Source organism: Sphingomonas oligophenolica (genome assembly GCF_039522915.1).
Lineage (GTDB): Bacteria > Pseudomonadota > Alphaproteobacteria > Sphingomonadales > Sphingomonadaceae > Sphingomonas > Sphingomonas oligophenolica.
The window spans coordinates 81,517-103,908 of sequence record NZ_BAAAEH010000061.1 but is presented as its reverse complement, the minus strand read 5'-3'; the positions used below and the strand labels follow the sequence as shown (position 1 = coordinate 103,908).

At 65.3% G+C, this 22,392-nt stretch carries 23 protein-coding genes; 15 read left to right on the top strand and 8 right to left on the bottom strand.

The window, feature by feature from the left end; genetic code table 11:
- Positions 1-103 precede the first annotated feature (103 nt).
- From hemN to ABD050_RS27240, 3 genes are all read left to right on the top strand, one after another.
- Positions 104-1,453 (top strand): oxygen-independent coproporphyrinogen III oxidase, encoded by a 1,350-nt coding sequence (hemN, locus tag ABD050_RS27250; RefSeq protein WP_425542519.1) that lies wholly within the window; start codon positions 104-106, stop codon positions 1,451-1,453.
- Positions 1,443-1,673 carry a hypothetical protein gene (locus ABD050_RS27245; protein ID WP_343892725.1) on the top strand — a complete coding sequence of 77 codons (231 nt, stop codon included), beginning with the start codon at positions 1,443-1,445 and terminating at the stop codon, positions 1,671-1,673. Before hemN ends, ABD050_RS27245 begins: the two co-directional genes overlap by 11 nt.
- Before the next feature lie 61 nt (positions 1,674-1,734).
- Positions 1,735-2,439 carry a Crp/Fnr family transcriptional regulator gene (locus ABD050_RS27240; RefSeq protein ID WP_343892724.1) on the top strand — a complete coding sequence of 235 codons (705 nt, stop codon included), beginning with the start codon at positions 1,735-1,737 and terminating at the stop codon, positions 2,437-2,439.
- On the opposite strand, the gene ABD050_RS27235 is transcribed toward ABD050_RS27240, so the two are convergent.
- The 4 genes from ABD050_RS27235 to ABD050_RS27220 form a co-directional block, all read right to left on the bottom strand.
- Entirely contained in the window at positions 2,436-2,921 is a 486-nt protein-coding gene (locus tag ABD050_RS27235) for a hypothetical protein (protein ID WP_343892723.1), read from the bottom strand. The genes ABD050_RS27240 and ABD050_RS27235 overlap by 4 nt on opposite strands.
- A gap of 173 nt (positions 2,922-3,094) precedes the next feature.
- Complete coding sequence (locus ABD050_RS27230) at positions 3,095-3,595, bottom strand: NUDIX hydrolase (protein ID WP_343892722.1); 501 nt, start codon at positions 3,593-3,595, stop codon at positions 3,095-3,097.
- 56 nt (positions 3,596-3,651) lie between these two features.
- Positions 3,652-4,176, bottom strand: a complete 525-nt coding sequence (locus tag ABD050_RS27225; RefSeq protein WP_343892721.1) for a murein L,D-transpeptidase catalytic domain family protein — start codon at positions 4,174-4,176, stop codon at positions 3,652-3,654.
- Between the two features lie 158 nt (positions 4,177-4,334).
- On the bottom strand, positions 4,335-5,072 hold the full coding sequence (locus ABD050_RS27220; RefSeq protein WP_343892720.1) for a response regulator transcription factor: 738 nt from the start codon (positions 5,070-5,072) through the stop codon (positions 4,335-4,337).
- 282 nt (positions 5,073-5,354) lie between these two features.
- Here ABD050_RS27220 and ABD050_RS27215 point away from each other — a divergent pair, with 282 nt between their 5' ends.
- The 4 genes from ABD050_RS27215 (at position 5,355) to ABD050_RS27200 (ending at position 8,785) form a co-directional block, all read left to right on the top strand.
- Positions 5,355-6,836 carry a PAS domain-containing sensor histidine kinase gene (locus tag ABD050_RS27215; RefSeq protein ID WP_343892719.1) on the top strand — a complete coding sequence of 494 codons (1,482 nt, stop codon included), beginning with the start codon at positions 5,355-5,357 and terminating at the stop codon, positions 6,834-6,836.
- On the top strand, positions 6,829-7,440 hold the full coding sequence (fixJ, locus tag ABD050_RS27210; RefSeq protein WP_343892718.1) for a response regulator FixJ: 612 nt from the start codon (positions 6,829-6,831) through the stop codon (positions 7,438-7,440). The genes ABD050_RS27215 and fixJ overlap by 8 nt, the downstream gene beginning before the upstream one ends.
- Positions 7,441-7,508: 68 nt before the next feature.
- Positions 7,509-7,895: a response regulator gene (locus ABD050_RS27205; RefSeq protein ID WP_343892717.1), complete on the top strand. Its 387-nt coding sequence runs from the start codon at positions 7,509-7,511 to the stop codon at positions 7,893-7,895.
- A gap of 80 nt (positions 7,896-7,975) precedes the next feature.
- Complete coding sequence (locus ABD050_RS27200; RefSeq protein WP_343892716.1) at positions 7,976-8,785, top strand: universal stress protein; 810 nt, start codon at positions 7,976-7,978, stop codon at positions 8,783-8,785.
- Positions 8,786-9,015: 230 nt separating this feature from the next.
- Here ABD050_RS27200 and ABD050_RS27195 read toward each other — a convergent pair whose 3' ends face one another.
- The gene (locus ABD050_RS27195) at positions 9,016-11,676 is read right to left on the bottom strand and encodes a bifunctional acetate--CoA ligase family protein/GNAT family N-acetyltransferase (RefSeq protein ID WP_343892715.1); all 2,661 of its coding nucleotides are present in this window, start codon (positions 11,674-11,676) and stop codon (positions 9,016-9,018) included.
- A gap of 140 nt (positions 11,677-11,816) precedes the next feature.
- Between ABD050_RS27195 and ABD050_RS27190 the strand changes: the two genes are divergently transcribed.
- Together ABD050_RS27190 and ABD050_RS27185 are read left to right on the top strand one after the other, a co-directional pair.
- Positions 11,817-11,963 (top strand): hypothetical protein, encoded by a 147-nt coding sequence (locus tag ABD050_RS27190; protein WP_343892714.1) that lies wholly within the window; start codon positions 11,817-11,819, stop codon positions 11,961-11,963.
- Complete coding sequence (locus tag ABD050_RS27185) at positions 11,960-12,634, top strand: NAD(P)H-dependent oxidoreductase (protein ID WP_343892713.1); 675 nt, start codon at positions 11,960-11,962, stop codon at positions 12,632-12,634. Before ABD050_RS27190 ends, ABD050_RS27185 begins: the two co-directional genes overlap by 4 nt.
- Before the next feature lie 75 nt (positions 12,635-12,709).
- Here ABD050_RS27185 and ABD050_RS27180 read toward each other — a convergent pair whose 3' ends face one another.
- Positions 12,710-13,360 (bottom strand): BON domain-containing protein, encoded by a 651-nt coding sequence (locus ABD050_RS27180; protein WP_343892712.1) that lies wholly within the window; start codon positions 13,358-13,360, stop codon positions 12,710-12,712.
- Entirely contained in the window at positions 13,332-14,078 is a 747-nt protein-coding gene (locus ABD050_RS27175) for a sensor histidine kinase (protein WP_343892711.1), read from the bottom strand. The genes ABD050_RS27180 and ABD050_RS27175 overlap by 29 nt, the downstream gene beginning before the upstream one ends.
- Positions 14,079-14,464: 386 nt before the next feature.
- On the opposite strand from ABD050_RS27175, the gene ABD050_RS27170 reads away from it, so the two are divergent.
- The 6 genes from ABD050_RS27170 (at position 14,465) to ABD050_RS27145 (ending at position 20,630) form a co-directional block, all read left to right on the top strand.
- A complete protein-coding gene (locus tag ABD050_RS27170; RefSeq protein WP_343892710.1) occupies positions 14,465-15,427 on the top strand; it encodes a L,D-transpeptidase family protein in 963 nt (320 codons plus the stop codon).
- A 195-nt stretch (positions 15,428-15,622) separates the two neighbouring features.
- Positions 15,623-17,518, top strand: coding sequence for a PAS domain-containing sensor histidine kinase (locus ABD050_RS27165; protein WP_343892709.1), 1,896 nt, complete (start codon positions 15,623-15,625; stop codon positions 17,516-17,518).
- On the top strand, positions 17,508-18,131 hold the full coding sequence (locus ABD050_RS27160; protein ID WP_343892707.1) for a response regulator transcription factor: 624 nt from the start codon (positions 17,508-17,510) through the stop codon (positions 18,129-18,131). Before ABD050_RS27165 ends, ABD050_RS27160 begins: the two co-directional genes overlap by 11 nt.
- A 484-nt stretch (positions 18,132-18,615) precedes the next feature.
- Positions 18,616-18,966 (top strand): ArsR/SmtB family transcription factor, encoded by a 351-nt coding sequence (locus tag ABD050_RS27155; RefSeq protein WP_343892706.1) that lies wholly within the window; start codon positions 18,616-18,618, stop codon positions 18,964-18,966.
- On the top strand, positions 18,959-19,459 hold the full coding sequence (locus ABD050_RS27150; protein ID WP_343892705.1) for an SRPBCC family protein: 501 nt from the start codon (positions 18,959-18,961) through the stop codon (positions 19,457-19,459). The genes ABD050_RS27155 and ABD050_RS27150 overlap by 8 nt, the downstream gene beginning before the upstream one ends.
- Positions 19,460-19,760: 301 nt before the next feature.
- A complete protein-coding gene (locus ABD050_RS27145) occupies positions 19,761-20,630 on the top strand; it encodes an SDR family NAD(P)-dependent oxidoreductase (protein WP_343892704.1) in 870 nt (289 codons plus the stop codon).
- A 3-nt stretch (positions 20,631-20,633) separates the two neighbouring features.
- Here the strand turns inward: ABD050_RS27145 and ABD050_RS27140 are convergent, their stop codons facing one another.
- Positions 20,634-22,340: a class I adenylate-forming enzyme family protein gene (locus ABD050_RS27140; RefSeq protein ID WP_343892703.1), complete on the bottom strand. Its 1,707-nt coding sequence runs from the start codon at positions 22,338-22,340 to the stop codon at positions 20,634-20,636.
- Between the last annotated feature and the right edge of the window lie 52 nt (positions 22,341-22,392).

Here is a 22,392-nt window from a genome sequence, read left to right as displayed (position 1 = left end):
TCACTAAAAGCCTCCTTTGCTGTCGGAGGTGGCATTAGGCGGGCCGGTTACGGGCGGCCTTGAGCGCGCTCAACTGGTCGTTTGACCGTGGTCAAAGCGGCTGATGGCGGTTGCGGGCAGGCATGACGACATGTGGCGCTATCACCCCGACCTGCTCGCGACACCCGTGCCGCGCTATACCAGCTTCCCGACCGCAGCCGAGTTCGGCGATGATGTCGGCCCGCATGACATGGAGGCGGCGCTCGCGACGATTGGCGAGGATGATCCCGTCTCGCTCTATCTGCACATTCCCTATTGCCGCGAGATTTGCTGGTATTGCGGCTGCAACACCGGCGCGGCGAACCGTAGCGGCCGCGTCTCGGCATATCTCCAGCGGCTTGGCGAGGAAGTCGATCTGATCGCCCGTAACCTCGCTGGCCGGGGCCAAGTACGCCGGATCGCCTGGGGCGGCGGCAGCCCCAACGCGATCGCGCCCGAAGCGTTCGACGGCTTGATGCTCAGGATCAGCCAGGCCTTTCGCTGCAACGATCCGGTCGTGTCGATCGAACTGGATCCGCGGTGCTTCGACTCCCCATGGGCGGACGCGCTGGGCCGCAACAATGTGAGTCGCGCGAGCCTCGGCGTCCAGACCTTCGCGCCGCACGTACAGGAGGCGATCGGTCGGGTGCAGCCGCATTCGGATATCGTCCGCACCGTGGCGCAGCTGCGCGGCGCCGGGGTCGATTCGATCAACTTCGACCTAATGTATGGGCTGCCCGGCCAGAGCATGGGGGATCTGACCGAGACACTCGACGCGGCAGTCTCCATGCGCCCGGACCGTCTGGCGGTATTCGGCTATGCCCATGTCCCGCACCTGCTGCCGCGCCAGCGCCGGATCGATGCTACGGCATTGCCCGACGGCCGCATGCGCTTCGGCCAGGCGGCACTGGCCCATGACAGACTGTGCGGCGCTGGATATCAGCCGGTCGGCTTCGATCATTTCGCGCTGCCTGGTGATGCGATCGCCGTCGCGGCCAGAGCGGGGAGGCTGCGCCGCAATTTCCAGGGCTTTACCGAGGACGAGTCGGATGTGCTGATCGGCCTGGGCGCCTCGGCGATCAGTGCCTTTCCGGGCTGGCTGTTGCAGAATGAGAAAAATGCCGGGCGCTATCATCTCCAGATCGGCAATGGCCGCCTGGCAACCGCCCGCGGCCTGCGTCGCTCGCCGCGTGACCGTCTGACCGGCAGGCTGATCGAGCGGTTGCTGTGCGATGGCCGGGCTGATGTGACAGGTCTGCCCGATCTTGCGGGCATCCGACATCGGCTCGCCGGCTTCGAGAGCGAAGGGCTGATCGCCTGGTCCGGCAACCTCCTGCTGCTCGGCGACGGGGGGCTCCCCTATGCGCGCGGCATCGCGGCTGCGCTCGATCCTTACCGCAAGCACAGTCAAATCCGGTTCAGCAGTGCCGTCTAGCATCGGCGCCTTGCTTGCGGTGGCAGCGCTGGGGGGCCTTTCGGTGGCCAACATGCCGCCGGCCGCGGCCCCGGTGGCGCTCGCCGTCGAAATATGCGGCGGCCATGGCGTCGTGACGATCCCGCTCGATGGGTCGCCTCCGGCTCGGCATCGCGATTGCCCGGCGGGCTGCCATGCGGTGTGCGGACGCAGGAACCTGGTTGAAGCTGACGAGGACTGATCGGGCCGAATAAGGAGATTCACGTAGAGGCTGTGACATCTGGTCATGGCATCGCTGCCCCATGGCCACAGCAAGCAACCAATGCCTGGACTGCTCAGTTCGCGACACCTCTTTGTGCGGAGGGGCCGATACCGACGACCTGGCGGCGCTGAGCGCGATCGGACGGCGGCGCACGCTGGGTGCGGGCCAGGTCCTCACCTGGGCGGGAGATGCCAACCTGCTCTGTGCGAATGTCGTCGCCGGGATCCTGAAGGTGACGGCGGCGACCGCCAATGGTCGCGAGCAGATCGTCGGCCTGTTGTTCGCCGGCGATTTCGTGGGCCAGCCTTTCACTGACGATTCGACGGTGACGGTGACGGCGCTCTCCGAGAGCGATCTGTGCATCTATCCGCGCGAGCGCTTCGAGCGAGTTCTGGGCAAGGCTCCCGGCCTCGAACATGCGCTGCTGCGCTGGACCATGGCCGCGCTCGATAACGCGCGGGAACGCATGCTGACCCTCGGCCAGCGCGGCGCGCAGGAGCGGATCGCTGGCTTCCTGCTTGATCTGGTCGATCGTGCCTCGCCTGGTGGCCCAAGCAACGTGATCAGCATCGACGTTCCGATCAGCCGGGGGGACATGGCCGATTTCCTGGGGCTTACGATCGAGACGGTGAGCCGTCAGCTTACCCGTCTCAAGGGAATGGGCGCCGTCGCCCTGCCGAGGGGAGGCCGAACGATCCTCGTGCAGGATCGGGCGATCCTCGAAGCGCTGGCCAATCTGGGCTAGCCTTGGTGAAGCGCCTCTCGCTCGATCAGCGTCAGCACCATATTTTCCAACGCAACCGCCCGGCGGCAGCCGTCGAAAAAGCAACGCAACATATATCCGAACTCTCCCGGACGGGCGACGGTACCGCGCGCAACGCTGTCCCACAACACCGAGATCAGGTCCTCGCCGTGCATCGTGTCCATCGCATGCATCTCGGCCAGCTGCTCCAGCGCGCCTGACGCCGGCGGGACGTCAAATCCGGCCGCAGCTTCTGCAAGGATCGCATCGGCTCGCCTGAAATGGATCGACGTGACGATATCGATTTGATTGCAGAGCCGCCGGACCCGTGCCGGGGTGGGCAGGGCGGGCAAGGCATCCGCCAGCTGCTCCAGCTCGGTGCAGAGAGCCGCGCGCGCATCCTGATCGTCCTGGAGCAGGGCGCGGAGTGGCACTGAGGCGCTGTCGTCCTGGGCCGAGTCGATGAACACGTCGCTTTCCGCCATGGTCGGTCCGGTTCCATTGATCTTCGCGCCCTTTTTCTGCCTTGCGCGAGCGAGGAAGGATTTGACGCGGATCAAGCGCGGAGCGGCAGGGCGGGACCTGTGCGCGTGTTCGAGTCGATGCCGTCGCGTCGCGACCTGCGGGGCCAGGCGCCCGAAGGGGAGCCGGTGTCGCCCTACCGAGCTCCCAGCAGAGTCTCGAGGCGGTCGAGCAGCGGCAGCTGGCTCGCCAGCATCGCGGCGCGGGCCACGCCGATCGGGAACCACCCGGCGCGGTCGATCTCGGGGAAGGATCGGACGATGCCGCTGCGCGGGGGCCATTCCAGATCGAACCGATTGCTGACGATGGCGTCCGGGTCGATCTCCGCTGCCAGCGTGAACGCCTCGACCCATTTCCCGCCCGCCTGGCGTATGCGGCCAAGCGGTTGGAGAACGCCCGAAGGCTCGTTGCCGATCTCCTCGCGAAATTCGCGCCGCGCTGCGTCGGACGGGTCTTCGTCCGGTTCGACCATCCCCTTGGGGATTTGCCAGGCGCCCTGGTCGCGCGCTGCCCAGAACGGGCCGCCCGGATGGACAAGGAAGACCTCGACCGTCCCCTCATGATGGCGATATGCGAGAATTCCCGCGCTCAGGCGCCGACTTCCGCGCTTGCTGTTTGCCACCGGCATCGATTGCATTTCTGTCGCAGCGTTAAGGCGCCGGACTAAATCGCGACCGTCACCCTTGTCGAGCTTTACGTGCGATCGGCGTAGATCATGAACCCAGCGGGCAGCCGTTCCAGGACATGGGCGATATCCCCGGGCGATACCGCCAGGCATCCTTCGCTACGGCCGATCTTGCCTTGCTCGCGCGCGATCCTGTCGCCCACATAGGCGGCGGCGTGGATGACGATGGCGCGGGCTTCGGCATTGCTGTTGCCGGGATCGAGACCGATGAGCCGGCGCGAGTGGCCGTGTTTGCCCTCATAGATATCCCCGGTCAGATAGGCCCCTGCGGAAGAGGCCTGCGACCGCGGCACGTTCGAGAATCGTTCGAGCCAGCCGCTATGCTCGGGGTCCGAACCCCGGCCATGCGCGACGAGGATCGCGCTGCTTCTTCCGGTGGCGGTATCGAGGATATGGAATCTGGGGGTGGACGATGGCTTGCTGAAATCGACGATTCCAACCCGCTCGAGTGTGGCGATCCGCCCGCGATGGCGCTGCGCGGCCTCCAGGGCTCGCCTGACCAGTGTGGCGGGTGGCCCCGCCGATTCGGCCATAGTGGACGTTGCATATGCCGGGCATGCTGCTGCCAGGGCGACACTGCCTGCGCCGACGAGCGCGAGGCGTCTCGATATCAATTTCATGTAGGTACGGAACTCTTGTCGGGAGCGTCGCTTTACCATTGTCGCGGCGGGGCAGATATACGTGCGGACCCTTATGGTTGTGGCGCCCCCGTGGACGAGCCCGACTGCGGGCCACCGGAGACACGGTGCGCCGGTGAACCTTCCCGCATCCTCGCGCGAAGGGCGAAACCGATTTCCAGCAATTCGGCAAGACGGGCGACGCCCAATTTACGCATCACCCGGCCGCGATGAATCTCGACAGTACGGTGGCTGATCCCCAGTTCCGCACCGATCTGCTTGTTGGTCATGCCGCCGATGATACAGTCGAACACTTCCCGCTCGCGGTCAGTCAAGGTTTGGAGAACCGCGGGGCCAGGCGGCGGGGAAGGGGGCGCTACCGCCTGCCGGGCGCGGGCTATTGCCTGGTGCAGATGGTCAAGGCTGCAAGGGCGGACGATCACGTCAGAGGCTCCCATCCGTATCGCCGTTACAGCCTGCGCAACATCGTGGCGAGCCAGGGCGACTAGAACGAACGCCACCGCTTTGCGCCCGACGATCTCGGACAGATCGGCGAGCCGGGCGGCCTCATCTGACGGAGCAAGGATAACGGCGCCGCGCGCAAGATGCGGTGCGACGGCGAGAAAGGACTCAACATCGGCAAAGTGGCTGAGTCGCGTCTTGGGATCGGCGACGGCAACCACCTCGTCGAACGCCCGCCGATCGCCGATGACGTATATCCGCGACGGGATCGCCAGAGGGCCGCGCGTCATAAAGGGATCGCCGGACAAATCATTTCCGGAGGCTACGGCCGTCCGGTGCCATTTTGACATACGCAAAGCTACCAAGGTCGGGTTTTCGGCGATCTGGTGGTCTGCCTGCTCAGGGAGGTGCCCGTCCCTTTTCCGCCCGCTGGCGTCGGGGCCTCGGGACGGTCGCGGTCGCCTACGGGATTCTACGAATGGTCGGCGCGGCTGCCCTTGATCAAGGCTCGAGTTACCGATGAAGTCAGCTTCCTCTCTTGTCGACGCCGCGGGCCGGTCCGATCCCGCTCCACAGCAAGGCCTGTGATGGAAAATACACTCCCAGGCGTTGGCCTCTCACTGGCATCCGATATGGCGCTCTTCATCGACAGCGCCGCCGATCGGGCTATGTTCGTGACCGATTGCGCCGGCGTCGTACGGAGCTGGAACAAGGGTGCCGCCCTGCTGACCGGTTGGGACGCGGCGGAGATCATCGGGCGCCCCGTTGCCTTGCTATACCCCGGTGCCGACTTCGACCGCGGTCTTCCCGCGCAGGAGCAGGCCGCAGCGGAAACCGGAGCCATGCTGAGCAGGGAGGGGTGGCGCGTTCGCAAGGATGGTTCGGAATTCCTGGCGGAATTGACGATCGTCGCGTTGCGCGGGCCGGATGGCACTCATCACGGCTTTGGCCAGAGCATTCAGGATATCACCAGCCGCAAGGCGGCCGAACAGGCGCTGGCGCGCAGTGAAATGCTGTATCGCTCGATCTTGCAGACGGTGCCCGACGCAATGGTCGTGATCGACGACGTCGGCAAGATCCAGTCCTTCAGCAGCGCGGCCGAACGCCTGTTCGGCTATGATGAAGCCGAGGTCATGGGCCGCAATGTCGATATCCTGATGCCGAGCCCGTATCGCGAGCGGCACGATGCGTACATCGCCCGATACAAGCAGACCGGGGAGCGACGCATCATCGGCATCGGTCGCGTCGTTGTCGGCCGTCGCCGCGACGGCACCGAATTTCCGATGGAACTTTCGGTCGGCGAAGCCAGCAGCGACGGGCACCGGATCTTCACTGGCTTCATCCGCGACCTGACCGTGCAGCAACGGTCGGCCCTCAAGGTGAAGGAGCTGCAGGCTGAGCTGATCCATGTGTCGCGGGTAAGTGCGATGGGTACGATGGCCTCAACGCTCGCGCACGAACTCAATCAGCCGCTCGCGGCGATCGCCAATTATCTGGAAGCCGGGCGAGACCTGCTCGACGACCCCTCGGTGGACGCCAAGGCGCTGGTTCGGGAGGCGGTCGAGGAGGCTGCCATCCAGGCGCTGCGCGCCGGGCAGATCGTGCGGCGGCTGCGCGATTTCGTCTCGCGCGGCGAGACCGAAAAGCGGGTTGAGGATCTTCCCACGATGATCGAGGAAGCGGCCCGGCTCGGGCTGATCGGCGCTCATGAACGGGGCATTCGCGTCTTCTACGCGCTCGACCCGGCGATCTCGTCAGTGGTCGTGGATCGCGTGCAGATCCAGCAGGTGCTGGTCAATCTGTTCCGCAACGCCTTCGAGGCAGTGACCGATCGCGCCGAGCGCGACATCTTCGTGACCACGGCTGCGGATCGAAAGGGCCTGGTGCGGGTGTCAATCGCCGACACCGGGTGCGGTATCGATCCTGGCCTTGCGCCGCGCCTGTTCGAGGCGTTCGCCACCTCCAAAGAACGCGGCATGGGGCTGGGCCTGTCGATCTGTCGCACGATTGTCGAGGCCCATGGCGGCCGCATCTGGGCGGAGCCTCGCGAGGGCGGCGGCACGGTCTTTCACTTCACCATTCTCGATGCCGAAAGCGGGGACGCCGATGGATAAGCGCCTGGTCCATGTTGTCGATGACGAAGAGGCGATCCGCCGCTCGCTCGGCTTCCTGCTGCGCACGTCCGGCTTCAGCGTAAGCGTCCATGAGTCCGGTGTCGCCTTTCTCAAGGAGGTGAAGACCGCCGAGCCCGGCTGCATCCTGCTCGATGTCCGCATGCCCGATATGGATGGGCTCGCCGTCCAGGAGGAGCTCAACGCGCGCGGCGTGACCATGCCGGTCATTGTGCTGACCGGGCATGGCGACATCTCGATCGCTGTGCGGGCGATGAAGGCGGGCGCCGTCGACTTCCTCGAGAAACCCTTTGAAAAGCCGTTGCTGATGGACGCGATCGACCGGGCCTTCGAGCGGCTCGAACGCCGCGAGGAAGCCGCTGTATCGGAGCACGATGCCCAGGTCAGGGTCGCGGCACTGACGGCACGCGAGCAGGACGTGCTGCGCGGTCTCGTCCGGGGCCTGCCCAACAAGACGATCGCCTATGATCTGGGCATCTCGCCCCGGACTGTGGAGGTGCACCGTGCGAACTGCATGACGAAGCTCGACGTCAGGAGCCTGTCCGAGGCGCTGCGGATCGCCTTCGCCGCCGGCCTCGACACATAGGAAATCTGCGTAGAGACGGCGGCCGTCGAAATGGGCAAGTGATTCATCAGAAACAAGTCAGGTGCCCCATGTCCCCACTGCCACTCCCTCAGACCGATATCGACCCGCGTCGCCGCGCCGTCCTGGTCGAGGATGACGAGCCGGTCAGGCGGTCGCTGCAGCTCGTCCTCCATGCCCGCGGCTATGATGTCCGGTCCTTTGCCTCGGCTGCCCCCCTGCTCGACGATTTGCGGGTGGAATCGATCGACCTGCTGGTGACCGACTACCGGTTGCCGGACGGCGACGGACTGGGGGTGCTTCGCGCGATGCGGCGGGCCGGCTGGCAGGGCCGGGCGATCCTCATCACTGCGTTTCCCTCGCCGACGCTGGTCGAGAGCGCTCGTGCCTGCGGCTTCGACTCGATCCTGGAAAAACCTTTGAGGCCCAATGAATTGATCGGTGCGCTGGCTGGCTGAATCGGCTCCGTACATATCCCAATGTCGCGGCACCCCGGTCGACCCTACCCCTGAACCGAACCTATCTTTCGGAGGCTGATATGAAGAATATCCTGCTGCTCGTGCATGACGACGCCGGTCAGGAGGCGCGGTTCCAGGCTGCGCTTGACCTGGGCCGCGCGCTCGAAGGCCATCTCGTCTGCCTCGACGTCACCATCCTGCCGGCGCTGGTCGGCGCCGATTATGTTGGCGACGCCGGATTCAGCATGCTGCTGAAGGACGAGCGCGACCGCGAGGCGACGAATCGGACGAAGCTCGAGGGCCGCCTCGCGCACGAAGATGTGCCCTGGGAATGGAAGGAAGCGACCGGGACCCTTGCGCCCTGCCTCAGCGATGCAGCTGAACTTGCCGATGTGATCGTGGTCAATCGTCAGCTTGACGATTTTCCGCTGCCGGACATGCGCACCGTCGCCGGCGAACTGGTGGTCGGTTCGGGCAAGCCGATCCTCGCCGTTCCCGATTGCCTGAAGCGGCTCGATCTCGACACCGCGCTGGTCGCATGGGACGGCTCGCCGTCGTCGGCAGCCGCCCTGCGCGCTGCCGTACCGCTGCTGCGCCTCGCTACCCGTGTCACGATCGTCGAGATCGAGGACGACTCGATCCAGGCGCCGGCCGAGGAAGCAGCGACCTATCTTTCGCGCCACGACATCCATCCGGAGATCCGGCGCCTGCCGGCGGGTGACAAGGGCGCGGCCGAAATGATCCTGGGCCAATTGGCCGATGACGGTTTCGGGTATCTCGTGATGGGCGGGTTCGGGCATCGCCGCTTCGCTGAGGCGCTGTTCGGTGGCGTCACGCGCGCGATGCTGACCAAATGCCCGGTGCCCGTGTTCCTGGCGCACGAAGGGTAACCCTACGGCGGAACCCGGCCGCTGCTGCGGCCGGGGCGAGAGCGGACTAGCCGCATCGAGCGGTTGGCGATGTTCCGGCCTTCTCCCGGGCAGCCGAACGGACCTCCGCACAACATGATAAAGAACGGGGCGGCGCTTTTCGGTAAAGCGCGCGCCCCGACTTTGTACTCGCATCCGCTACCGATAAGGTGGTGCGCTAAAGGGCGCCGCCATTCCCTCGGCCTGGCGGATCAGCGTGCCGCGATCTCGCGACGGACCGTGATCTCGGAGCCCGAGCTCTCGCTGGCGACAGTGGTGAATCCAGCTTCGCGCTCAAGCGCCAGCGCCGAACGATTGTCGGCGCTTTCGACTGAGTCGATCGTCTTGATCCCCTCGCTGCGGGCATAGTCGATGACATGCTGGACCAGGGTCCAGCTGACGCCGCGGGCCTTGAAGTCGCTGCGCACCGAGACCGCCAGCTCCGCGCGTTCGCCATCGGGATCGGAGGCCAGCATGGCGGTTGCGATCAACGTGCCGTCCTCAGCGAAGGCCAGGAAGTTCATGGTACGGCGATAGTCGATCTGGGTCATCGCCGCGAGCCGGTCCCGACCGACCTCGCGCAAGCCGGTCAGGAACCGGAAGCGCAGGTCGTCGGGCGAGACGTGGCGGAAGAAATCCGCCAGCACAGCTTCGTCGTCCGGCCGTACCGGGCGCACGTCCATAGTGACGCCGCCGCGCGTCGTGAGCCTGGCCGCCCACTGCATCGGGATCGGCCGGATAACGGGCGGGGAGGCTTTGGCGTCATCGGCGATTCGGATGCGTGCGTCGAGCGCGATCACCCCGCGGCTGTCAGCGAGCAACGGATTGATGTCGAGTTCGGCGATCTCCGGAAAATCGACAGCGATCGCGGACAGTGCGTTCAGCACCTTGACGATCTCCGCCTGATTGGCCGGCGGCACATCCCGATACCCGCCAAGAATGTGGGCGATCCGCGTTGCCGCAATCATCTCTCCCGCCAGTGCGTCATCGAGCGGGGGCAGACCGAGCGCGCGATCGTTGACGATTTCGACCGCCTTGCCGCCCGCGCCGAAGGCGATGACCGGCCCGAAAGTCGGGTCGCGGGCAATGCCGGCGAGCAGCTCGCTGCCGTCGCGGCGCACCACCATTGGTTCAACCTCGAAGCCGGTTAGCGATGCAGTGGGATGTTCGTGCCTGAATCGCTCGGCCATTGTCTGCGCCGCTGCCACCGCGTCATCGGGGGTGGCAATGCCGAGAGCGACACCGCCAATGTCCGATTTGTGCGGGAATTGCGGCGAGACCAGCTTGATCGCATATGGGCCCTCGACCCTGGCGCAGGCGTCGGCGACCGCGTCAGCGGAGCGTGCAAGGACGCCGGAAACGCACGGCACGCCGTACGCCGTCAGCACCGACTTGGCCTCGCAGGCACTCAGCACCGTGCGACCCTCATTGCGCGCGCCGATGATCATGGCGCGGGCACGGGCGCGGTCGCTGTCGGCAATGCTGATCCCGGCCGGCGCGCGCATCAGCGCGTCGCGGCCTTTCCGCGCCTGCAGCAAATAGCCGAAGCCCCGGACGGCATCGTCGAGATTGTCAAACAGCGGAATGCCGGCGGCGTCGAACAGGCTGCGCACCGATGCTGCGTTGTCGGTACCCATCCAGCACGCGATCACCGGCTTCGCCACGTGCGGATCGGCGGTTTCGATCATCTCGATCACCCCGCGGGCAATTTCCGATCCGGCGGCGACAGCGGTTGGGCAGTGGATCACGAGCAACGCATCGACATCGGAATCCGTCAGCGCCGCGCTGGCGGCGAGCGCGAATCGCTCGGCGCGGGCATCCCCGACGACATCGATCGGATTGGCGCGCGACCAGGCACCGGGCATGTGCGGCTCGAGAGCCGCGAAGGTTTCCGGATGAAGCGTTGCCAGCCTGCCGCCGGTTGCCGGGAGCGCGTCCGCGGCCAGCACGCCGGCGCCGCCGCCATTGCTGACGATGGCGAGCCTTTCCCCGCAGCGCGGCTGGTGCCGGCACAGCACCTGGGCCGCGTCGAACAATTCGGTCAGGCTGTCGACCAGAATGATCCCGGCGCGATGAAAGGCGGCGGCATACACATCATAGGATCCGGTCAGCGCCCCGGTGTGCGACATCGCGGCGCGGCCCGCTGCGTCCGAGCGGCCGGCCTTGATCGCGATCACCGGCTTGATCCGGGACGCGGCGCGGGCTGCCGACATGAACTTGGCCGGGTTGGTGACACCCTCGACATAGAGCAGGATCGCGTCGGTCTTCGAGTCCGCCGCGAACAGGTCGATCAGGTCGCCGAGATCCACATCGGCCATGTCTCCGGCCGAGACCACGCCCGAAAAGCCGATCTCCTTCGCGCCGGCCCAATCAAGCATCGCCGTCACCAGCGCGCCGCTCTGGGAGATGAAGGCAAGCCGGCCAGGCACGGCGCGGCGCGGCGCGAACGAGGCGTTGAGCTTGGCGTGCGGCATCAGCACGCCCAGGCAGTTGGGCCCAACGAGGCGCAGAAGATGTGGCCTCGCCGCCTCGAGGATGGCGGTGCGGGTTGCCTCGTCATGCGGCTCGGCCGAGATGATCACGGCGACTCGCGTGCCACGCGCACCCAGTTCGGCGACGATACCCGGCACGGTATGCGCTGGCGTCACGATCACCGCCATGTCCGGGGTCTCGGGGAGCGCGTCGATCGTCGCCGCCCATTGGACGCCTTCGACATCCACCTGCTTCGGGTTCACCGCGAACAGCGTACCGCTGAAGCCGCCGTCGAGCAGGTTCGACAGGACGAGCTGGCCGAGCGCGCCGGGGCGCTGCGATCCACCGATCACGGCGACATTGCGCGGATGGAGAAGGGCGTCGAGATTGCGGATGGTCATGAGTCGTTCCCGTCATCGGGGCATAGCAGCGCCCCGGACCTTCAATCCCATGGCGATGGGTGGGGAGACATCCGTATAGTTCCGCATATGGCGAACCCTAAAGAAAGATAGGCTGGCGGCCGCAATGACGGGAGGCCGATATGACGACGAAAATTCTTGTGATGTCCGGCCGCGCGACCGCGCTCGCACACCGCCAGCCGCGGCTCGCGGTCGGTGGCTCGATGCTCTTCTGCATCATCCTGGCAGAGATTGTCACAGCGATGGTGCTTCACGGCGGCGCAGCGTGACGAGCGGCGTCGATCCGGCGGGCATTGGACATCTCGTCCTGCTCGGTCACCCGGCGCCCGGCAGCTTCAACCACAGCATGGCCATGGCCTATTGTGCCGCGGTTCGTGCCTGCGGGCAAAGCGCGACGCTGCGCGACCTCTATGCCATCGGGTTCAATCCGCTGCTGGGGTTCGAGGAGCGCCCTGACGCTGATTTCGCACCAGCCGCGGATGTCGCGGCGGAACTGGACCTGATCAGGGCAAGCCAGGTCATCACGCTGGTCTATCCGATCTGGTTCGGCATGCCGCCCGCAATCATCAAGGGCTATATCGACCGCGTCCTCGGCGCCGGTTTCAGCGCGCGCGCGATCAAGACGGGCGACCGGCACGAGTTGCTCCAGGGCAAGCACCTCGTCATCCTGAGCTCATCGGCTGCGACCCGGCCATGGCTCGACGAGCGGGGCCAATTGGAGGCGCTGCGCCAGGCCTTCGACAGCTATCTGACGACCATCTTTTCGCTCCACGGCTGCGACCATGTCCATTTCGATGCCGTGGTCAGCGGTATGAGCGCGCAAGTCGTCCGCGAGGATATAGAGATAGTCGAAACCCAGGCGCGCAAGACCTGCAGCGAGGTCATCGCGGAGCGGCACGCCCTGCAGGCGGAACAAAGCCTCGCGCGCCGACACTCCTGAGCGCCATCGCCGCAAGGCAGAAGAAGGGAAGGCCGCGCGAAGGCATCGGGGGCCGCTGGCCCCCGATGCGGAGGTTTACGCAACGACGATATTGTCAACGATGCTGGTCACGCCGGGCGCCGCCCAGGCCGCGCGTTCGGCGATCTGGCGTTCGGTCCAGGCTTTCACCCGGCCCCCAAGCGTTACCTTGCCGCCGTCGGTCAGCACGGTAACCGACGCAGCATCGTCGCTGGCGGAGCGCTTGATCGCCGCCATGATGCGTTCCTTGACGTCGCTCGCCACCGGCACCTGGCGCAGGCTGATGAGATTGGTGACGCCGACGACGCCGGTAATCCGGCCGGCCGCGCGGCGCGCTGCCTCCTTCTGGTAATACCAGTCGACAGTGCCGGTCAGGGTGACCCAGCCCTGTTCGACCTTGACCTTGATCCGATCGTCGGGAACCAGCGCGTCCCAGGCAAGGACGTCGACGATGCGCTTGGCGATCTCGCTGTCCGCAGTCTTGGCATCGGCTGGATAGCGGACCTTGAGCTCCTCGGCGATCGCCTTGGTGCCGGCTACCCGGTACGCGGCCTTCTCTGCTTCGAGCTTCTCGGCATAGCTGCGCACCAGACCGGACAGGGTGACGACACCGCCTGTTACCGAGACGCCGATATCGGCGTGATGGATGCTGGGATCCCATTCCAGCTCGGCCATGACATCATGCTGCAATTGGCTGTCGGTTTTCACGGATTTTCTCCTTGGCTTGGGGGAAATGACGCGCCTTGGGCGCGACGGACTCATCGACGGCCCCGCTGATGACCATCGGCAAGTTCAGCGAAACGACCGTACCCCGGCCCTTGCGGCTGCGAATGTGCATGCTGCCATCGGCCTCACGCGCGAACCGGCTCACCCGGCCAAGGCCGGTGCCGTTTGCCGATTGCGTTTCCCGGCCGTCCAGCGCGGTCGCCAACGTGCCGGCGTCCATTCCGTCACCATCGTCAGCGACGGTAAGCCAGATGCGCTTGCCTGCCGCATGCACCCGGACTGTGATGTGATTCCAGGCGGAGAGTGCCGCGCGGGCGTTGGCGACCAGTTCGAGGATCGCGGCATCGAACCCGGCCGTATCGGCGCGGACGGGCAGGGGGCCTTTCGGGCGATCGATCCGGATGGAGGCCCGTCCAGCCAGCGCCTGCATCATCGGCTCGAGCGTGGCGAGCCGTGCGCAGGCATCGAACGCGCTTGGCTCCACGGGCCAGCGGCGCGCCAGCAGATCGGTGGTGAGCTGACCACCGCGCTCGGCGGCGCTCGCAATCGCACTCAGGAGTTTTGCCCGACGCGCTTCTGAAGGGTCGTCTTCGAGCAGCCGGCCCGCGGCGGCCAGCACACCGAAGAGATTGCGAAGGTCATGAATGACCTCGCGGCTCGGTGGCGTCGACATCGTGGCAAGAACCGGTTGATCGTGCATGAAGGGTTCCTCGCTGGGAGCCGTTGTTTTCGGCTCCAGAGGGCTGGCGGAAAATGCGTAGTTGTCCGTAAGCGCCGATGCGTACCGCGGGATTCCGCCCTTTCCGGGCTGGCGGCGGTCGGGTTGGCCGAGAGGCGTAAATCCTGCCTTGCCCGGAGAAGCCACGAAGCGATCCCGAGAGGCTTTGCCCGACGTACGTAGACATCCCGATAGAGCAGCCGCCCGGCGACGCTAGAGTCGTTTGCAGCTTCGCTGAATCGGCACCAGCCCGCTCCCCCACCCGACCTCCCATCCAGGATATTCTGTGGGAGGTCGGGTGGGGGAGCGGGCTGGTGCCGTCTTACTGAAAACGACTCTAGACCGACGGCGTCGAACGGGGAAACGGGATGAATGCGCCAGTTATTGTCAGATTCCTGATCGGCCTGTGCCTGGCTGCCGCTATTGCCCAACCGCATGCCGCGGCGATCGCCGGCGACACCCAGGCGCTCACCGCCGGCACTGTGCTGGACGCGGTCCTGCGCCTGAAGCCCGGCGAATATCTATGGGCGCCGCAGGTCGCACCGAGCGGACCGCTTCTGCTGGTCGTGAACGTCACAACCCAGCGGGCCGTGCTCTATCGGAACGGCGTGCCGATCGGCGTCACGACCGTATCGACCGGCCGCCGCGGCCATCTCACCCCGCTGGGCGTCTTCCCGATCCTGCAAAAGCAGGTCGAGCATTATTCAAGCATCTACGACAATGCGCCGATGCCGTTCATGCAGCGGCTGACCTGGGGTGGCGTGGCGCTTCATGGCGGATCGCTGCCGGGCTATCCAGCGTCGCATGGTTGTATCCGCCTGCCGCTCGAGTTCGCCCGGCTTCTGTTTGCCGAGACCAGGCTCGGCATGACAGTGATGGTCATGCAAAGCGCCAGGCCGCACGTCCTCTCCCCCGACATCGATCCACTGCCGGCTGCGGCGGTGACGTCTCCTCCCTATATCTGGGCCCCTGAACGCTCCCCCTCGGGACCGATGGTTCTCGTCCTGAGCACGGCCGATCATCAGCTGGTCGTCCTCAGGAACGGCCGGCAGATCGGCGCCGCCCCCGCCGATGTGGACGGACAGGTCGACCAGCCGCTTCTGTCAGTCCTTCAAACGGCGGGCGCCGACGGTGCTCACTGGTCGCGGGTCGCCCTGCCCGGCCAGGACGTGACGGGAGCACCCGCGCTGGGTCTCCAGGATATCCATGCCGATGACTCGTTCAGGGCGTCGGTCGCCGCGGTGATCGAGCCAGGCACCACCCTGGTGATCACGGGGGATTCCCTCGTGCCGGCTGCGGATGAGGGCTCGAAGCCGAGCGGGAGCAAATAGCGACTATAGTTTCCCGCGCGCGAGCGACAAGCACGGCAGAAAAGCTTGATTCCTTATCCTCGCCGACGGATTCACTGCGTGAATTTTGTAACCACGCCTGTTTTTAATCTTGTATATTGCCAGTCCCATACGTGATACTTCACCAAGGTTAGGGCGCCGTCACGACGAACCGTACGGCGACCCGGGGACCGAGTGATGCAGCGTAAATCGGGAAACTGGATACCGGTCGCGCGGGCGGTCCTCAAGGCCGGATCGATCCAATGGTGGGGGGTGATCGGTGCTTCGATCGGTATCGCCGCACTTTTGAGCGCGGGCCTCCATGTCTTTCTGCCTGGCGTCGACCCCTATCTTCCCTTCGTCGTAGCAGTTCTCGTGATCGCGATGCTCGCCGGCGCCCGCGCCGTTCTGCTTGGTGCTGCCTTGTCGCTCGCCATGGTTGCGATCCTGGCCGGCAATCGTTTCGCGGAATCGAGCCTTGCGAATAGCGCCGTCTTCATCGCCGCCTGTATCGTGATCATGGTCGTTGCTGAACGGGCCGGCCTTCGGCCTGATCGCAAGGGCGATGCCTATCCAGGCAAGGAAACTGCGCGCGACCTTGCCGAAGAGCTCAATCTGCTGATCGACGGTGCCACCGATTACGCCATCTATATGCTCGATACCGACGGGCGGGTCACGATCTGGAACAAGGGAGCAGAGCGCCTCAAGGGCTGGACCGAGGAGGAGGTGCTCGGCCAGCACACCATGATGTTCTATTCGCCGCAGTCGCGCGCCGCCGGCAAGCCCCTTGAAGACCTTGCGCGCGCCGAGCGGCTCGGCAAGTTCGAGGAAGAGCGATGGCGCAAGCGCAAGGATGGCTCGGAGTTCCTCGCTCATATCTCGATCACCGCGCTACGCGATGAGGAGGGGAAGCTGCGGGGGTTCGGCAAGGTGATCCGCGACATGACCGATCAGCGCGCCGCCGAGCGCGAGCTCGGTGCCAATGCGGCGCATCTCGGCTCGATCCTCTCGACCGTGCCCGATGCGATGGTGGTGATCGACGACCGCGGCTCGATCATCTCGTTCAGCGCGGCGGCGGAGCGGCTGTTCGGCTTTGCCGAGGCCGAGGTGATCGGCACCAATGTCAGCCGTCTCATGCCGTCTCCCGACCGCGAGCAGCATGACAGCTATCTGCAGCGGTATCTCGCCACCGGCGAGAAGCGGATCATCGGGATCGGCCGGGTCGTCCGGGGCTTGCGGCGCGACGGGACCACCTTCCCCATGGAACTGTCGGTCGGCGAGGCGATCGCCAACGACCAACGCATCTTCACCGGCTTCGTGCGCGACCTTACGGAGAAGGTAGCGGCCGAGGAGCGGATCGAGGAGCTGCGCTCCGACCTGATCCATGTCGCGCGCGTCAGCGCGATGGGAACCATGGCGTCGACCCTCGCTCATGAACTCAACCAGCCGATCACCGCGGTCATCAACTATGTCCAGGCGGTCAGCGACCTGCTCGGCACGCCCGATCCCGAGCACCTCCCGATGATCAGGGACGCGCTTCGCGAGACCGCCAGCGAGGCGCTGCGGGCCGGCAACATCGTCCGGCGGCTGCGCGACTTCGTCGCCCGCGGGGATGTCGAGAAATCAGTCGAGGATCTGCCGTTGCTGATCGAGGAAGCCGCCAAGCTCGGGCTGATCGGCGCACGTGAAAGCGGCGTCGACGTAACGTTCGAGCTTGATCCGGATGCTTCCCCCGTGCTCGTGGACAAGGTCCAGACGCAGCAGGTGCTCATCAACCTGATGCGCAACGCGACCGAAGCGATGGCCGGCCAGACGGTGCGCCGGCTTCGGGTCACCAGCAGGGTTGACAGTCCCGGGTTCGCACGGGTCTCGGTCATTGATACCGGGCCGGGCCTTGCCGCGGAAATCGCCGAGAATCTCTTTCGCGCCTTCAACAGCACGAAGAGCCAGGGCCTTGGCCTGGGCCTGTCGATCTGCCGTACCATCGTCGAGGCAAATGGTGGCCATATCTGGATGGAACCGTGCGAAGGGGGTGGCGCCGCCTTCCATTTTACGCTGATGATGATCGATGAAGGGAGCAACGATGGCCGATAATCGCCTGATACATATCATTGACGACGAGGAGGCGATCCGGCGGTCGGCTAGCTTCATGCTCAAGACGTCCGGTTTCAAGGTCGAAACCTGGAATTCCGGTACCGACTTCCTGAAGGAGGTGCGCCACGTCGAGCATGGCTGCATCCTGCTCGATGTTCGCATGCCCGACATGGACGGACTCGAGGTCCAGCAGGCGCTGATCGAGCGTGGCGTTACCATGCCGGTCATTGTCCTGACCGGGCATGGCGATGTCTCGATTTCCGTTCGGGCAATGAAGGCGGGTGCCGTCGATTTCATCGAAAAGCCGTTCGACAAGGCAGTGCTGATGGGCGCGATCGCGGCGGCGTTCGAGCGGATCGAACGTGCCGACAGTGTCGCCGCCCGAGAGGAGGGCGCTGCGGTCCTTATTGGGGCGCTGACGGGACGTGAGCGCGAAGTGCTGGAAGGCCTGGCCGAGGGCCTGCCCAACAAGACGATCGCCTATGATCTCGGGATTTCACCTCGGACGGTCGAAGTCCACCGTGCCAATATCATGTCCAAACTGCAGGCGCGCAGCCTGTCCGACGCGCTGCGCATCGCCTTTGCCGCTGGGTTCGGCGCCGACAAGGCGTAGCGTCGGCCCCCCTGTTCAGCGACCGGAATGCGCGCTGGGCGCGCGCGCCGATGGCATTGCAGCCGGCACCGTCACAAGCGGGAATCCCATGAAAGCCGAGATGCCGTGACTGATCTTGCCGTGCTCTTCGAACATCCTGCCTGGTTCAGCCGTCCGCCGCGGGCCTCTCCCTGTTCCTCCCTGTTATCTTGTTATTTTCGCCGCGACCCGGCCATTCTTCATCTTTATCGTTCAATATCAATGGCATGACTTGATATCATGCCCTGCCTGTCGGTGAATAACAGGGAGGGCATTCTCCCTGTTCCGGAAATTAACAGGGAGGGTTTTTTCCATAACAGGGAGGCTCCTGGCGATAGCGGCGGCGACAAGGCCGGGTCACTCAGATGAGGTGATCCGGAGCGACCTTATCCTGTGGCGCCTGGATTTGAATCGCGAGGACGGGATGCCGCGCCGGTTGACACTATATGCATAGTGATGCATATGCATGATCATGCATTTAGACCCGTTCCAGACCCTGGCCGATCCAACCCGCCGTCGCGTGATCGACGCGCTCAGCAAGGGCGAGCGGCAGGTCAACGATCTCGTCGCCGAGATCGGCATTCACCAATCGGGCGTGTCCCGTCATCTGCGGATCCTGCATGAGGCCGGGTTCGTCGCGATGCGGCCGGACGGGCAGCGGCGGCTCTATTCGCTGCAGCCTGATCCGTTCCGCGAGCTCGACGCGTGGCTGGGCAAGTACCGCGCGTTCTGGGAAGCGCGGCTGGACCGCTTCGGCGCAGCGCTTCAGGCGCGCCAGGAAAATCGCAAACGCGAAGGGAAGGCTGAAAATGAGTAGCCAGATCGAATCGAGCATCGTCATCGAGCGCGTCTATCAGGCCGATGTCGAAGAACTCTGGGACTTGTGGACGACGAAAGAGGGATTCGAATCCTGGTGGGGTCCGCGGGATTTTCGCGCCGATGTCCACACCCTCGAAGCGCGTCCCGGCGGCGCGCTGCATTATGATATGGTCGCCGATACGCCGGCGATGATCGCGGCGATGAAGAATATGGGCCAGCCGGCATCGCACGCATGCCGGGGTTCCTTTACTGAGTTCAGGCCGCATGAGCGGCTGGTCCTCACGCAGCTCATCGATTTCCTGCCGGGCGTCGAACCCTATGACAGCACGATGGTGGTCGACTTCCTTCCCGTGGCTGACGGGCGCGTCCGGATGGTGGTCACGCTAAGCCAGATGCACGATGCACAGTTCACAGAGATGCAGAAGCAGGGCTTCACGAGCCAGCTTTCCAAGCTGGACAAGCGCTATGGGTGGCTAGCTCGTAGCCAATAAGTACCGCGCGACGGCTTCGTGATCATCAGGCGGCGCTGGTGCAGGCGAAGAACGAGAAGGCGAGGCGCTTCAATCTCGCTTGTGCTGAAGTGGGCGAATCCTGCCGACAGTCGAACGCTGTTCCTGCCAATCGAGACGGTGACCGCGGCGTTCAGCTGACATGGTAAAGCTCATCTGAGGACGCTGAAGGCGGATCGCGTTGATCGCCGAGACGATCATCCGGGATATCGACGAGAATCGCCTAGGCAGCGCCCGCTGCCTGGGCGATCTTCGTTGCACATTCGGTAAGGAGGAGGCGGCCATGGCACCAGACCAGTCGCGCGTCGCGGTCGTGACCGGGGCCAGCTCGGGCATCGGCAAGGAAGTCGCGAAGGCGCTTGCGCGCCAGGGCTTCAGCGTGATCGGCACCGGCCGCGACGCGGAGCGCATCGCGGCTGCGGAGGCGGAAATCCGGTCGGCGTCCTCGGGCGGCCACGTCCACATGCTGCGCGCCGATCTCTCGCTCATCGCCGAGGCCGAGCGGACCGCGCGCGACATAGCCGCGCTCACCGATCGCGTTGATGTGCTGATCAACAATGCCGGGGGCATGGCGAGCGGACAGGTGATGACAGAGGAGGGACATGAGGCGAATTTCGCCGGCAATCACCTCGGCCCCTTCGTGCTGACCCGGGCGCTGCTGCCCTTGTTGCGGGCTGCCGCAGCCACATCGCCGCCGGCTTCAGTCCGGATCATCAACACGGCATCCGACGCCAGCGAGATGATCCCGATGATCAACCTCGACGATCTGGAGAGCCTGACCGCCTTCAACCCGGGCCTCGCCTATTGCACCGGCAAGTTGGCCAATGTGCTCTTCGCCCGCGCGCTGGCGAAGCGGTTGGCAGGCGACGGCATCGTCGCGCACTCGGTTCATCCGGGCGCGGTGGATTCGAATTTCTTCTCCTATGCCCCCGCGGCCACGCGGGAGCGGGTGAAGGACATGCCGAAATTCTCGACCGAGGAGGGTGCCGACACATTGGTCTGGCTGGCGACCTCGGAAGAGGGCGGGCAGGGCAGCGGCGGATACTGGCATCAACGCAAGCCGCGCGTGCCCAACCCGCTTGTCGACGACGATGCGATCGTCGATCGATTCTGGAAGGAAAGCGAAAGGCTCGTGGCCGGCATTGGTGCCTAGCCGCTAGCCGTTGTCGTCAAGTCTTTCCGCGATCAGCCGGCGCAGCTCGGCGGTCTTGACCTTTGCGCTGCCGGTCAGCCGCAGGTCGCTTTCAGCGAAGAACAGGACGCGACGCGGGACCTTGTAGCTGGCGAGCTTCTCCCGGGCGAAGCTGCGCACCATTGCCTCGTCGAGGCTGGCTCCGGCATGCGGGACGATGCAGGTCACGACGAGTTCGCCCAGCGTGTCGTGCGGGATGCCGACGGTCTGCGCGATCTTCACGCCCGGGCAGGCCTGGATCACGCTGTCGATCTCGACCGGCGACACATTGGCGCCACCGGTCTTGATGATGTCATTGAGCCGCCCCTCCCAGACCAGGCGCCCGGCCGCATCCAGATAGCCGCCGTCGCCGGTGCGGAAATAGCCCTGATCGTCGAGGGTTTCGTCGAGCGGGATGCCGAGATAGCCAAGCATCAGCGTCGGCCCCTTGATCGCGATCTCGCCACGCTCGCCGCGCGCGACGATGGCGCCGGTCATCGGATCGACGATCTTCAGGCTGTTGCCGGGCAGGGGCGGACCATGGCTGTCGCCGGCTTCTGCGCGCGATGTGCCGGCGGGGCAGGCGGTGCCGAGGGTGAAGGTTTCGGTATTGCCATAGGCGTGGCGAGGCTCGATCCAGGTCGTGCGTACCGTCGGATGGCGCGCGATGGGGGAGTCGATATCGACATGAGTGAGCGCCGAGAGGTCGGTGCTCTGCCAGTTCGCTGCCGATACCAGCTGCTCCCATTGATGCGGCCAGGCGAACAGGAAGGTCACCCGCTCAGCCTCCATCAGCGTCAGCGCTTCTTCAGGCTGGAATGTCCGCTGCAGCACCAGCGTGCCCCCGGCCGCGAGCGTCGCGCCGAGAACCATCGCGAAATTGCCCGACCAGAAAAAACCGTTGGCGGTCCAGTAGCGGACGCCGTCCTCCAGGCCTTGCTGGCGCCGCATGCGCCACATCTGGATCGCGACCCCACGATGGGCGCTGAGGATTCCCTTGGGCTTGTTGGTGGAGCCGGAGGAAAAGAACAGCATGCCGGGATCGGCCGGTGTCACGGTTGCGGCACGTGCTTCGACGATCGACGGATCGACGGCTGCGCCGCGCGCGAGAAAGCTCTCCCAGCGTTCGATGGCGCCCAGCGGCATATCGCTGTCGAGCATCGCCAGATGCCGAAGATAGGGGAATTTGATCGACGCCAACGCACCGGGCCGAGCCGAGCCGATGCCCCGATCAAGGTCGCACAGCATCTGCGTGAAATCTTTCTTGAGGACCCGCCGATCAAGCAGCAACACCGAGCAGGCGGCGCTTGCCACGAGATGCTCGAGCTCGTTTGCAGTGGAAAAGCTGCTGAGCGGCGCAGCGACGCCCCCGGCCAGTGCCGTGCCGAACACCGCGGTAAGGAATTCAGCCCGGTTGGTCATGAGCACGCCGACCCGCTCGCCCTTGCCGAGGCCGCAGGCGACCAGCGCCTTCGCGACCTCGACCGAGCGGTCCCATAGCTGGGCATAGGACCAGCGATCGGCGGTGTCGTCGGCGAGACGACGGACGATAGCCTCCCGATCGGAAAACCGCGCCGTCACCGCGCGCAGGAAGCCAGGAAGGGTCAGGTCGCCGAGCCCGGCTTCCTCGGCCAGGGGCGGACCATGGACGATCGATTGACTCATATCGGCAGGGAACTCGTTGATCGTCATTCAGGCGCCTCGAGCGCGGCGCCGCACGCTTCGCTGCCCGCACCGCCCCGTG